The sequence below is a fragment of the Falsiroseomonas sp. RANM36 genome, from assembly GCF_056682175.1.
Genome location: NZ_JBWXTD010000003.1, coordinates 992,740 through 1,005,112 on the forward strand (window position 1 = coordinate 992,740; position 12,373 = coordinate 1,005,112).

The 12,373-nt window shown below is 72.1% G+C and carries 14 protein-coding genes; 10 read left to right on the forward strand and 4 right to left on the reverse strand.

From position 1 onward, the window contains the following. Positions 1-183 precede the first annotated feature (183 nt). On the reverse strand, positions 184-843 hold the full coding sequence (locus AC1MIR_RS09565) for a peroxiredoxin (RefSeq protein ID WP_480027938.1): 660 nt from the start codon (positions 841-843) through the stop codon (positions 184-186). 152 nt (positions 844-995) lie between these two features. Here AC1MIR_RS09565 and AC1MIR_RS09570 point away from each other — a divergent pair, with 152 nt between their 5' ends. From AC1MIR_RS09570 to AC1MIR_RS09595, 6 genes are all read left to right on the forward strand, one after another. Then, positions 996-1,358, forward strand: a complete 363-nt coding sequence (locus tag AC1MIR_RS09570; protein ID WP_480027939.1) for a hypothetical protein — start codon at positions 996-998, stop codon at positions 1,356-1,358. Between the two features lie 74 nt (positions 1,359-1,432). Next, complete coding sequence (locus tag AC1MIR_RS09575; protein ID WP_480027940.1) at positions 1,433-1,972, forward strand: DUF4142 domain-containing protein; 540 nt, start codon at positions 1,433-1,435, stop codon at positions 1,970-1,972. Positions 1,973-2,101: 129 nt separating this feature from the next. Beyond that, entirely contained in the window at positions 2,102-2,869 is a 768-nt protein-coding gene (gene hisF / locus AC1MIR_RS09580; protein WP_480027941.1) for an imidazole glycerol phosphate synthase subunit HisF, read from the forward strand. Beyond that, positions 2,869-3,426, forward strand: a complete 558-nt coding sequence (locus AC1MIR_RS09585; protein WP_480027942.1) for a phosphoribosyl-ATP diphosphatase — start codon at positions 2,869-2,871, stop codon at positions 3,424-3,426. The genes hisF and AC1MIR_RS09585 overlap by 1 nt, the downstream gene beginning before the upstream one ends. Before the next feature lie 82 nt (positions 3,427-3,508). Next, a complete protein-coding gene (locus tag AC1MIR_RS09590) occupies positions 3,509-3,895 on the forward strand; it encodes a histidine triad nucleotide-binding protein (protein ID WP_480027943.1) in 387 nt (128 codons plus the stop codon). A gap of 31 nt (positions 3,896-3,926) precedes the next feature. Then, entirely contained in the window at positions 3,927-4,772 is an 846-nt protein-coding gene (locus AC1MIR_RS09595) for a SirB1 family protein (RefSeq protein WP_480027944.1), read from the forward strand. On the opposite strand, the gene pdxR is transcribed toward AC1MIR_RS09595, so the two are convergent. After that, the gene (pdxR, locus tag AC1MIR_RS09600; RefSeq protein WP_480027945.1) at positions 4,765-6,195 is read right to left on the reverse strand and encodes a MocR-like pyridoxine biosynthesis transcription factor PdxR; all 1,431 of its coding nucleotides are present in this window, start codon (positions 6,193-6,195) and stop codon (positions 4,765-4,767) included. The two genes, AC1MIR_RS09595 and pdxR, sit on opposite strands and share 8 nt — an antisense overlap. Positions 6,196-6,278: 83 nt before the next feature. On the opposite strand from pdxR, the gene AC1MIR_RS09605 reads away from it, so the two are divergent. Then, positions 6,279-6,974 (forward strand): pyridoxamine 5'-phosphate oxidase family protein, encoded by a 696-nt coding sequence (locus tag AC1MIR_RS09605; RefSeq protein ID WP_480027946.1) that lies wholly within the window; start codon positions 6,279-6,281, stop codon positions 6,972-6,974. A gap of 5 nt (positions 6,975-6,979) precedes the next feature. On the opposite strand, the gene AC1MIR_RS09610 is transcribed toward AC1MIR_RS09605, so the two are convergent. Both AC1MIR_RS09610 and AC1MIR_RS09615 read right to left on the reverse strand, forming a co-directional pair. Further along, positions 6,980-7,201, reverse strand: coding sequence for a hypothetical protein (locus tag AC1MIR_RS09610; protein WP_480027947.1), 222 nt, complete (start codon positions 7,199-7,201; stop codon positions 6,980-6,982). A gap of 1 nt (position 7,202) precedes the next feature. Then, positions 7,203-8,444 (reverse strand): MFS transporter, encoded by a 1,242-nt coding sequence (locus AC1MIR_RS09615; protein ID WP_480027948.1) that lies wholly within the window; start codon positions 8,442-8,444, stop codon positions 7,203-7,205. Between the two features lie 114 nt (positions 8,445-8,558). On the opposite strand from AC1MIR_RS09615, the gene AC1MIR_RS09620 reads away from it, so the two are divergent. Genes AC1MIR_RS09620 through AC1MIR_RS09630 form a run of 3 tightly spaced genes read left to right on the forward strand, consistent with a single transcriptional unit; the run spans position 8,559 to position 12,273 of the window. Next, positions 8,559-9,809 (forward strand): putative DNA modification/repair radical SAM protein, encoded by a 1,251-nt coding sequence (locus tag AC1MIR_RS09620; protein WP_480027949.1) that lies wholly within the window; start codon positions 8,559-8,561, stop codon positions 9,807-9,809. Further along, positions 9,809-11,266 (forward strand): UdgX family uracil-DNA binding protein, encoded by a 1,458-nt coding sequence (locus AC1MIR_RS09625; RefSeq protein ID WP_480027950.1) that lies wholly within the window; start codon positions 9,809-9,811, stop codon positions 11,264-11,266. Before AC1MIR_RS09620 ends, AC1MIR_RS09625 begins: the two co-directional genes overlap by 1 nt. Before the next feature lie 47 nt (positions 11,267-11,313). Beyond that, complete coding sequence (locus tag AC1MIR_RS09630; RefSeq protein WP_480027951.1) at positions 11,314-12,273, forward strand: hydroxymethylglutaryl-CoA lyase; 960 nt, start codon at positions 11,314-11,316, stop codon at positions 12,271-12,273. Positions 12,274-12,373: the final 100 nt, after the last annotated feature.

Below are 12,373 nucleotides of genomic sequence, written 5' to 3' on the forward strand. Positions count from 1 at the left end.
GGGTGGGGGGGGGGGGGGGGGGGGGGGGGGGGGGTGGGGGGGCTTTTGGGGGGGGGGGGGTGGGGGGGGGCGCCCCCCCCGGGGGGGCCCCCCCCCGGATGCTTAGGCGGAAGCGTTGATTTTGTGCCTCAGGCGCCGGCGCCTCCACCAGCCTCGATGCCGGCCGCCCGGGCCTTCCCGCCTTCAGCCCGTCGGCTGCTTGACGATGCGCAGATAGGGCTTTGGCGCGCGCCAGCCATCGGGGAAGCGCTGCCGCGCCTCCTCCTCGCCGACCGAGCCGGCGATGATCACATCCTCGCCCGGCTGCCAGTTCGCCGGCGTCGCAACCTTGTGCCTGGCGGTGAGCTGCAGGGAATCCAGCACGCGCAGGATCTCCGCGAAGTTGCGCCCGGTGGTCATCGGATAGGCCAGCACCAGCTTGATCAGCTTGTCGGGCCCGATGATGAACACGGTGCGCACCGTGGCGTTGTCCGCGGCCGTGCGGCCTTCCGAGGTCTCGCCCGCGCCGGCCGGCAGCATGCCGTAGAGCTTCGACACCTTCAGGTCGGAATCGCCGATCATCGGGTAGTCGGGCTTGAAGCCTGTGACGTCCTTGATGTCCTCCGACCACCGCGCGTGGGAGTCCACCGGGTCCACGCTGAGGCCGATGATCTTGCAGTTGCGCTTCGCGAATTCCCCCGCAAGGCCGGCCATGGTGCCGAGCTCGGTCGTGCAGACCGGGGTGAAGTCCTTCGGATGGGAGAACAGCATGCACCACGCATCGCCGATCCAATCATGGAAGCGGATGCGCCCGATCGTGGTCTCGGCTTCGAAATCGGGGGCCTTCTGGTTGATGGGCAGCATGTCGGTCGTCTCCTGCAAGGCCCGCCGCGGGGGCGAAGCCCCTCGCCGGGCGGGCGGATCTGTCCACGGCGTCCGATGCGCCGTCAACGCGGATGAACGTTCCGCTGCGCCGCCGGCTCCGCGGAGCAGAACCTTCTCCTGCGCGTGCCGCTGTGGACATCGGGCTGCTCCTGCCGGACGGGGCGTTGCGGCGGGGCGACGACGAGACCATCTGCGCCGCCATGATGGAGTTCCGCCCCTCCGTCCGCCGCAAGGCGGCCGGTATCAGCCTGCTCGGCCTCGGCGTGCTCGGCCTCGTGCTGCCTTTCCTGCAGGGCTTCCTGTTCCTCGCGCTCGGCATGTTCGTGCTGCGGCACCAGTATCTCTGGGCGCATCGCGGCATGGGCTGGATCGCCGGCCGCTGGCCGGGCGCGGTCGGCCAGGTCGAGTCGATGGAGGCCCGGCTCCTTGCGCGCTGGCGGCTGGGCAAGGCGCGGCTCGGTCGCGGCGTCCGGCGGCTGCTGGCCCGCAGCTGACCCGAGGCACGCGGAGGAAACCTCCGGCCCGATGGATTGTTTCCGCTGGCACATCAGAACCCGGAGACAGACCGATGCGCCGACGTTCCCTTCTCACCGTTGTCCTCGCTGCCGCGGCGGCAACCCCGGCGGCCGCGCAGGGCGTGCTGCCGCAGCGCGGGGCCCGGCGGGCCGCGACCGGTCGCGGTGCCGACGTCTTCGTGCAGATCGCCAATACGCAGAACAACTTCGCGATCGAATCCGGCCGCGTGCTGCTGGCCGGCAGCGCCCATCCGCAGATCCGCGACTTCGCGCAGCGGATGATCGACCAGCATGGTGCGATGTCGGCGCTCCTCATCGGCCTGCCGGAGGCCAGCACCCGCGTCGGCGGCGCGATGGATGACGAGCAGACCCGGCAATTGCTGACGCTTCGCGGCGCCGAGAACGCGGACATGCTGAACCGCTTCTACGTGGATCAGCAGATCGCCGCGCTCGAACAGGCGGTTCGCGCCTACGCCACCTATGCGGAGAACGGCGAGGTTCCGGCGCTGAAATCCTATGCGCAGCGCTTCCTGCCCACCCTGCGCGACAACCTTGAGGCGGCGCGCGCGCTGCAGGCGCCGCGCATCGAATAGGCCGGCGAGGGCGCCACGGCTTGACCACCGGGCGCGCGGGGCGCACATGCCGCGCCTCGCGCCAGCGCGCGCGAGCCCCGCAACCCGGACCCGTCCTGCCAGGACCGATGTCCGCCCCGGAGCATGCCGGTGCTGGCCCTGCGCGTCATACCGTGCCTGGACGTCAAGGACGGCCGCGTCGTCAAGGGCGTCAACTTCGTCTCGTTGCGGGATGCCGGCGATCCCGTCGAGCAGGCGCGGACCTATGACCGCGAGGGCGCGGACGAGGTCACCTTCCTCGATATCGGCGCGACGCATGAGAACCGCGAGACGATGTACGACGTGGTCAGCCGCACGGCGGCGGAGGTGTTCATCCCGCTGACCGTCGGCGGCGGCATCCGCAGCGTCGAGGACATGCGCCGGCTGCTGCTCGCTGGCGCCGACAAGGTTTCCGTCAACTCCGCCGCCGTCGCCGATCCGGTGCTGGTGACGCGCGGCGCCGAGGCCTTCGGCAGCCAGGCGATCGTGGTCGCGATCGACGCGCGGCGCTCCGGCGACCATTGGGAGGTCTTCACACATGGCGGCCGCCGCGGCACCGGCATCGACGCCGTGGAATGGGCACGCGAGGTCGAGCGCCGCGGCGCCGGCGAGATCCTGCTCACCTCCATGGATCGCGACGGCACCAAGCAGGGATTCGACCTCGGCCTGCTGCGGGCGGTGCGCGCGGCCGTGCGGCTGCCACTGGTGGCCTCCGGCGGCGTGGGCGTCGCCGAACATTTCGTGGAGGGTGCCAAGGCCGGTGCGACAGGGCTGCTCGCGGCCAGCGTGTTCCATTATGGCGAGATGCGCATCGCGGACGCCAAGGCGGCGCTGGCAGCCGCCGGCCTGCCGATCCGCCCCGTGTCGGAGGCGCCCTGATGGCGAAGCCCACCAAGAAGCCCACCAAGAAGCCGGCGAAGAAGACCGCGAAGCCGCCCGCGGCCAAGGGCAAGAAGAAGCTGCTGAAGCGCGGCACGGCGATGCCGCTGCCGCCCGGCATCCCCGCCCCCGCGACCCCGCCGCCGCCCCCGGTGGACCCTGCGGCTTCCGCGCTGCGGCCCTTCTCCGTCTCGGGCGCCGAGGCCGGCATCCTCGATGCGCTGTGGCGCACGGTGGAGGCGCGCCGGCAGGCCGGCGACGTGGCGAATTCACACTCCGCCCGGCTGCTCGCGCGCGGCACCGCGAAGGTCGCGCAGAAGCTGGGCGAGGAAGCGGTGGAATGCGTGATCGAGGCAACGCAGGGACACCGCGCCGCGACGATCCTGGAAAGCGCCGACCTGCTCTATCACCTCGTCGTCGTCTGGGTGGATGCCGGCATCAGGCCGAAGGAGGTCTGGACGGAACTCGCGCGGCGCCAGGGCATCTCCGGCATCGCGGAGAAGGCGGCGCGGCCGAGGGCGCTGATGCGCGCCGCGGAGACCACCAAGCTGCCCTGAGATCCGTTCGCGGCGGCCGGCGCTTGCGCGCCGCCACCGCCGCGGCCAGAAGAACGGCGGACCGATCTGCCGGAGTGCCACCATGCGCGTGACAGGCCTTCCGCCCTACGACCCGCAAAATGTGTTCGCGAAGATCCTGCGCGGCGAGATTCCCTCCCGCAAGGCGGGCGAGAACGAGCACGCGCTCGCCTTCCACGACATCAACCCGCAGGCGCCGGTGCATGTGCTGGTGATCCCGAAGGGCGCCTATGTCTCGGTGGCGGATTTCAGCGCCACCGCGAGCGAGGCCGAGATCGCCGGCTTCTGGCGCCTGGTCGGCGAGGTCGCGCGCGAGCAGGGCCTGGAAGCCGGCGGCTACCGCATCCTGTCGAACATGGGCGAGGATGGCGGGCAGGAAGTGCCGCATTTCCACGTCCATATCTTCGGCGGGCGGCGCATCGGCCGCATGGTGCCGCGGCCGGAGGCTTGACCGCCGCCCCGCGCCGCGCGACCTGCGCCGCATGACCAACCCGCTGCTCGAGGCCCGCGCCGCGCTCGAGGCCGCCGGCCGCCTGCCGGATGCCGAGCTCGACATCGCCGGCGTGGCGCTGCAGCTCGCGCGCGTGGATGCGCCGGCCGAGGACTGGCACGCGGCCAGCGCGCATCTCACCGAGATCGCGCGCGCCGCGGTGCAGGCCGCCGCCGCCGACCCCGAAGCCGATGCCGGCGACCTGTCCCGCCGCCGCGCCGCGCTGGCTGCGCTGCTGCATGCGCGCCTGGGCTATGCGGGCGATGCCGAGACCTATGAGGACATGTCGAACGCCAACCTGCTGAAGGTGATCGCGCGCCGCCGCGGCCTTCCGGTGGCGCTCGGCGTCCTCTGGCTGCATGCGGCGGATGCGGCGGGATGGCAGGCGCATGGCGTGGATTTCCCCGGCCATTTCCTCGTCGCGCTGTCGGGCCGCGGGCAGGTGGTGGTGGATGTCTTCGGCGGCGGCACGCCGCTGGATGCGCGCGACCTGCGCGCATTGCTGAAGCGCTTCGCCGGCGAGACGGCGGAGCTCGGCCGCGACAGCCTGGCGCCGATGACCAAGCGCGGCGTGCTGCTGCGGCTGCAGAACAACATCAAGGTGCGCCGCCTGCGGGAGGGCGACCTGGCCGGCGCCGTCGCCTGCACCGAGGACATGCTGCGCATCGCGCCCGATGCCGCGCCGCTGTGGCGCGAGGCCGGGCTGATGCATCAGCGCCTCGGCCACATCACCGGCGCGATCGTGAGTCTGGAGCGCTTCCTCGAGCTGGCGCCGGACGGCCCCCAGGCCAGCCGCGTGCGCGGCCTGCTGGAGGAGCTGCGCACGCGGCTCAACTGAGCCTGCGGATCACCGCCCCCAGCCTCCGCGCCGCGCGCCGCAGCGCCGACGGCTCGTGCCCGGTGAAGCCGAGCATGAGCGCCTGCACCGGCGGCGCCGCCAGATACATCGGGCTGACCGCCCGCGCGACGATGCCGGCCTCGCCAGCAGCGCGCGACACCGCCGCATCCGAAAGCCCGCCGCCAAGCCGCGCCAGCAGCTTCATGCCCTGCTCCGGCGGCTCCGGGATCAGCAGGCCGGGCGCGGCCTCCGCCAGCGCCTCGGCCAGCGCGTCGCGGGCGATGCGGTAGCGCAGGCGCATGCGGCGGAGGTGCTGGGTGAAATGGCCCTCGGCGAGGAAGTCCGTGACCACGGCTTCCTGCAGCACCGCGGGATGCCAGTCCGACAGGCGCCGCGCCGCCAGCACGGCATCGAGCAGCGCCGGCGGCAGCACGGCGTAGCCAAGGCGCAGTCCGGGAAACAGCACCTTGGAGAAGGTGCCGACATAGATCACCCGCGACGCCTCATCGACGCCCTGCAGCGAGGCCAGCGGACGGCCGGCGTAGCGGAACTCGCTGTCGTAGTCGTCCTCCAGCACATAGGCGCCGCTCCGCCGCGCCCAGGCCAGCAACTCCAACCGGCGCGGCATGGAAAGCTGCATGCCGAGCGGGTAGTGCGAGGAGGGCGTCACATAGGCCAGCCGCGCCTCCGGCGCCGCCGCGATGCCGGCCGCGACATCCAGGCCCTGCGCATCCACCGGCACCGGCACGATGCGCGCGCGCGCGGCGGCGAGCGCGGCCTGCACCGCGGGGTAGCAGGGATCCTCCAGCCACACCGCGTCGCCCGGCGCGACCAGCACGCGCAGCACCAGGTCCAGCGCCTGCTGCGCGCCGGCGGTGACCAGCACCTGCTCGGGCTCGCAGCGCACGGCGCGCGCGGCGCGCAGATAGGCGGCGATGGCCTGGCGCAGCGCCGCGGAGCCGCGCGGATCGGAATAGCCGAGCAGCCGCGGATCGGGCCGGCGCAGATGGCGCAGCGTCAGCCGCCGCCAGATTTCGAGCGTGCGCTGGTCCAGCGCCACGCGGCCCGTGGTGAAGGGCGCGGTGCCGTAGAGGTCCAGCGCCTCCTCCGAAGGCGGATCGCGCGGCGGCGATGGCGTGGGCGCGGGCTCCGGCACCTCCGGCAGGTCGGCGGCGACGAAGGTGCCGGCGCCGACGCGGCCCCGCACGAATCCCTCGGCGAGCAATTGCTCGTAAGCCGCGACGACGGAGTTGCGCGCCACGCCGAGATCGGCGGCCAGCGCGCGGCTCGGCGGCAGGCGCGCGCCGGGCGGCAGCACGCCCGCCAGGATCGCGCCGCGCAGCGCCAGGTAGATCTGGCGCAGCAGCGGCAAGGGACCGGCGCGGTCTATCCCGGGCAGCAGCAGGTCGGCGGGGCTCTGCATTGGTCCGGCAGGATGGCACGGTATTGGCCCTCGCGCAGGACCAATCTTCGGCGCCATCTGGTGTCCCGCAAGGAGTGCCCGCGATGGACGGTTCCTACCCCGTGACCGAGCGCAACAAGGTCCGCCGCCTGCACGAGCGCGGGCGCTACGACCGCGAGTCGGTGCATGCGATCCTCGACGCGGCGATGCTCTGCCACATCGCCTATGTCATCGAGGGCCAGCCCTATTGCACGCCGACGGTGTTCTGGCGGGAGGGCGACCATCTCTACTGGCACGGCTCCGCCGCCAGCCGGATGCTGCGCGCGCAGAAGGGCGGCGTGCCGGTGTGCCTGACGGTGACGCATCTCGACAGCCTCGTGCTGGCGCGCTGCGGCTTCAACCATTCGGTGGATTATCGCTCGGCGATGTGCTTCGGCACGGCGCATATCGTGGACGAGCCGGCGCACAAGGCGCGCGCGCTGGATGCGATGGTGAACCGCCTCTATCCGCAGCGCGCCGCGACGCTGCGCGAGAGCACCGCGCAGGAGCTGAAGGCGACGACGGTGATCGGCATGGAGATCGAGCAGGCCAGCGCGAAGATCCGCAGCAAGGGCGTCGCCGACGAGGAGGAGGACTACGCGCTGCCGATCTACGCCGCGCGCATCCCCGTGGTGCAGGTGCTCGGCGCGCCGGAGCCCTGCCCGCGCCTGCCTGCCGGCGTGCCCTTCCCGGAAGGGCTGCGCGGCTTCGTCGCGGGGCGGCGGCTGGACGAGGTGATGAGCGAGAATGCCGGGGCGTAGAGCGGCTACAGGTGCCGGCCGCGCTCCAGGATCTCGAGCGTGTACTCGCGATAGCTCATCCCGAGCTCCTCGGCGCGCGCGAGGCGGCGCAGCGCGATCTCGGGCGGCGCCGACCACGCCTTCTTCTTCGCCCGCTTCCAGCACCAGAGCCGCCAGCCGGCGGGATCGTCGTCGTCTTCAAGCGGCGGCCCGCCATTGTGGCCGAGGCGGGCGGGCGCTTCGGGCATTCTATTCGGCCGCGGCCGGCACGGCGCGCGGTGGCAGGGATTTCGCCCAGAGCCCCGGCTCCAGCTCTTCCCGCCGGTTCGGGAAGAACAGCGCGCAGACGATGGTGACGCCGGCGAAGAGGCTCATCACGGACAGCACCGCGCCCTGCCCGCCGGTGGACTGGTGCAGCCAGGCGACGACCGGGCTCGCCGCCGCGGCACCCAGGAAGCCCACGAAGAAGCGGATCGAATAGAGCTTGGTGCGCAGGGCCGGCGCCACGTAGCGCGCCGTCATCGTCTCGTTGACGGTGACCTGGCCGAAGATCGCGGCGGCGAGCAGCCCGCCCACGACCAGCACCGGCCAGCCCTCCAGCACCGAGAGCAGCGCGAGGCCGGGCATCTGCACGAAGGCCAGCGGCATGAAGACGCGCTTGAGCGTGGAGCGGTCGATGATGCGGCCCACGGTGAACTGCGTGGCGCCACCGCAGAGCGTGACGAGGAAGGCCAGCACGCCCACCACCGGCAGCAGGTCCGGGCTGCCGGCCAGCCTTTCCTGGATCAGCTTCGGCAGCAGCAGGGTGAATGCGTTGAAGATGAAGCCGCCGACGGTCGCCAGGATCAGCAGCACGATCACGGCGCGGCGGACGACATCGCGCGGGATCTCGGGGAAGGTGCTGCCGGCGGCCTTGTTCTTCGCCACGTCCACCGCGCCCTCGCGCAGCCAGAGCAGCCCGGCGGCCATGCAGAGCACGCCCGGCAGGATGAAGGCCCAGCGCCAACCCAGCCCAGCCGCGACCGCGGCGGTGACGACCGGCGCCGCGGCGACGCCGAGATTGCCGAACACGCCATTGACGCCCATCGAGCGCCCGACGCGTCCCGGCCCCGCGGCATCCACCAGCATCGCCGTGCCGATCGGATGGTAGATCGCGCTGAAGGCGCCCATCAGCGCCAACGCCAGCAGCAGCGTGACGGGTCCGGACGCGAAGCCGGCCAGCACCATCGCGGCGCCGGTGCCGAGGAAGAAGGCCGCCATCAGCCGCGGCCGCCCGACACGCTCCGCGAGCCAGCCCATGGGCAGCGATCCCATGCCGTAGAGGACGAACATCCCGGTGCCGAGCGCGAGGATCGGGCCGTAGGCGCCGCCGAAGGCGCCCGGCTCCTGCACCACGATCGCCAGCACGGCGGTGGCGAGGATCAGCAGCCCGTAATGCGTGAAGACATGCGCCAGGTTGATGAACACGATCGTGCGGGCGGCGGCGTCCATGCCGGCCATCCTGCGCCCGCGTGGGGCGTCCGCAAATCCCCTTTCCCGTCGTGCTGCCGGCAAGCGCGGCGCCTTTCCCCTTGCGGAATGCCAAAGGGAACATATCATGAACTCATGGACCTGCGCCAGAAGCTCGAGATCCTCGCCGACGCCGCGAAATACGACGCCTCCTGCGCGTCCTCCGGCACGGCGAAGCGCGACTCGACGCGCGGCGGGCTCGGCAGCACGGAGGGCATGGGAATCTGCCACGCCTATGCGCCGGACGGGCGCTGCATCTCGCTGCTGAAGATCCTGCTGACCAATGCCTGCGCCTTCGACTGCGCCTATTGCGTGAACCGCGCGAGCTCGAACGTTCGGCGCGCCCGATTCACCGTGGCGGAGGTCGTGAAGCTCACGCTCGACTTCTACCGGCGCAATGCGATCGAGGGGCTTTTTCTCTCGTCCGGCATCACGCGCTCGGCGGACTGGACGATGGAGCAGTTGGTGCTGGTCGCGCGGACGCTGCGCGAGGAACACGGTTTCCGCGGCTACATCCACCTGAAGACGATCCCGGACGCGTCGCCCGCGCTGGTGGAAGAGGCCGGGCGCTACGCCGACCGCCTTTCCATCAACATCGAGCTGCCACAGGACACGAGCCTGCAGGCGCTCGCCCCTGAAAAGAAGATGTCCGAAATCAGGAAGGCGATGGGCGGGCTGCGCACGCGCATCGAGGACGCCCGGGAGGAGGCGCGGATGGCCAGACGGGCGCAGGCGCCGCGCTTCGCGCCGGCGGGACAGAGCACGCAGATGATCATCGGCGCCGATGCCTCGGACGACGCGACGATCCTCGGCACCGCGACGGATCTCTATGCGGGCTACCGGCTGAAGCGGGTGTACTACTCGGCCTATTCGCCGATCCCCGATGCCTCGCGCGCCCTGCCGCCGATCGCGCCGCCGCTGGTGCGTGAGCACCGGCTGTACCAGGCCGACTGGCTGCTGCGCTTCTACGGGTTTTCGCGCGAGGAGGTGATGGCGGGCGGAGAGGGCGGGATGCTGGACCTCGCGCTCGATCCGAAAACCGCCTGGGCGCTGAAGCACCGCGCCGACTTCCCGGTGGACCTGAACCGCGCCCCGCGGGAGCGGCTGCTGCGCGTGCCGGGGCTGGGCGCGAAGACGGTGGACAAGATTTTGGCCACCCGCCGGCATGCGGCGATCCGCGCGGAGGACCTCGCGCGGCTGCGCGTGAGCCTGCCGAAGGTGCTGCCTTTCGTGATCACCGCGGACCACCGGCCGCGGCTGCTGGACAGCGGCGGCCTGCGGGAGCGTCTGATCCCCGGGACCGCCTTCGCGCATGCGGCGGCGCCGCTGCAGATGAGCCTGTTCTGATGGGCCTGGCCGCCGTCCTGCCCGGCCCGGCCGACTTCGCCGCCTGGCGCGGCGCGGCGCGCGGCATGCTCGGCGCCGGCGTGCGGCCCGAGGACACGGAATGGCGCGTCGCCGGCGATGCGCCGAGCCTCTTCGCCGAGGCCCCGCCGCCGCCCGCCGCCACGGCCGCGCATGTCCCGCGCGCCTTCCTGGACCTGGCCGAGATCGCGATCCGCCACAGTGACCCGGAACGCTTCGCGCTGCTCTATCGCGTGCTGTGGCGCCTGACGCAGGGCGAGCCCGCGCTGATGCAGGTGGCAACGGACGCCGACATCCTGCGGCTGCACGCCATGGCCAAGGCGGTGAAGCGCGACGCGCACAAGATGCATGCCTTCCTCCGCTTCCGGCAGGTTGAGACCGAGGCCGGCACGCGCCACGTCGCCTGGTTCGAGCCGGACCATCATATCGAGGAAGCCGAGGCCGGCTTCTTCGTCCGCCGCTTCGCCGGGCTGCGCTGGTCCATCGTCACGCCCAGGCGGAGCGTCCACTGGAACGGCCAGGATCTCTCCTTCGGCCCCGGAGGCCGGCGGCAGGACGTGCCGCCCGACGACGCCGTGGAGCCGCTCTGGCGCGCCTACTACGCCGCGATCTTCAACCCCGCCCGGCTGAAGCCCGGCGCGATGCGCGCCGAGATGCCGCGCAAATACTGGCGCAACATGCCCGAGACGGCGGAGATCCCGCGCCTGATGGCGGAAGCGCCGCGCCGCGCGGCGGAGATGGTTTCGCGTGGCGCCTCAGCCCCGCGGCCCAATCCGCAGCGCCTGCATCCGCCGGCCCGGGCTGGCGTTGAGGACGAGATGGACTTGCTCGACACCGGCACCGACCCGAAGGCCGCGCTCGCCGCGCGGGCGCGCGAGCTGGCCGGCCGCAACGACCTGCCCGACTTCGCCCGCCGCGCGACGCAGCTGGTGTTCGGCGAAGGCCCCGTCGGCGCGACGCTGTTCTTCGTGGGCGAGCAGCCGGGCGACGAGGAGGACATCCAGGGCCGGCCCTTCGTCGGCCCCGCCGGCCGGCTGCTGAACCGCGCGCTGGACGCCGCGCAGGTGCCGCGCGACGAGGCCTATGTCACCAATGCCGTGAAACACTTCAAGTTCACGCCGACCGGCAAGCGGCGACTGCACCAGAGCCCGGATGCCGGCGACATCGCCTATTACCGACCCTTCCTGCTGCGCGAGATCGGCATCGTCGCGCCGCGGCTGCTGGTGGGGCTTGGCGCGACGGCGCTGCGCGCGCTGACCGGCAAGGCGGTGCCGGTGATGAAGGCGCGCGGCACGATCCTGCCGGGGCCGGAGGGCCTGCCGGTGTTCGCCACCGTCCATCCCAGCTACCTGCTGCGCCTGCCGGACGAGGAGGCGCAGCGGCGCGAATATGCCCGCTTCGTGGACGACCTGCGCGCCGCGCACGCCCAGGTCGCCTAGACCCGTCGCGGCTTCCATGGCTACCTGCCGCGCAGGAGGACCGACCGATGAGCGACCTGCCGAAGACCGTCGAGATCCGCGAGGAAGGCCCGCGCGAGGGCTTCCAGATCGAGCCCGGCCCGATCCCGACCGCGCGCAAGGCCGCGCTGGTGAATGCGCTGGCCGCGACGGGGCTGAAGCAGATCCAGGTCTGCTCCTTCGTCTCACCCAAGCTGGTGCCGGGCTGGGCCGATGCGGAGGCGATGATGGCGCTGGTGACGCCGCCGCCGGGCGTGTCGTTCACGGCACTCTGGTTCAACGCGCAGGGGCTGAACCGTGCGCTGGCGTTTCGGGACAAGCTGAAGATCTACGGCTCGGTCTCCTTCGCCGCGTCGGAGGCGTTCCAGAAGAAGAACCTCAACCGCGACCGCGCCGGCCAGATCGAGGCGCAGCGCGCCCTGACGAAGGCGCACCAGGATGCGGGCGTCGCGGTGACGCGAATCGGCATCCAGGCCGCCTTCGGCTGCAACTACATGGGCGACGTGCCGCCCGAGCTTGTCGTGCGCGCCGTGCAGGATGCGTATGACGTCGCGCAGGAGGCCGGCGCCACGATCACCGAGCTGATGCTGGCCGACACCATGGGCTGGGCGACGCCGCTGCGCATCGAGCGCACGCTCGGCGCGGTGCGGGCGCGCTGGCCGGAGGTGGCGATCGGGCTGCATCTGCACGACACGCGGGGCCTGGGCATCGCCAATGCCATGGCGGGGCTGCGGATGGGTGTCGCAAAATTTGACACCACCGTGGGCGGCCTGGGCGGGTGTCCCTTCGCCGGCCAGCCTGGCGCGCCCGGCAACATCTGCACCGAGGAACTGGCGCTGCTCTGCGGCGAGATGGGCATCGAGACGGGCATCGACCTCGATGCGCTGATCGAGGCCGGGCATCTCGCCGAGGACATCGTCGGCCACACGCTGCCGAGCGAGCTTCTGCGCTCCGGCTCCCTCGACGCCTTCCGCCGCAAGGCGGCCTGATGGCCGCTGCGCGAAGGCCACGCCTTCGCGCCCTCACGCGCCGGCGCGGTCGCGGCAGTGCCGCTCCCCGCGCGCTTGGCTGCGCGCCTCAGGCATGGTG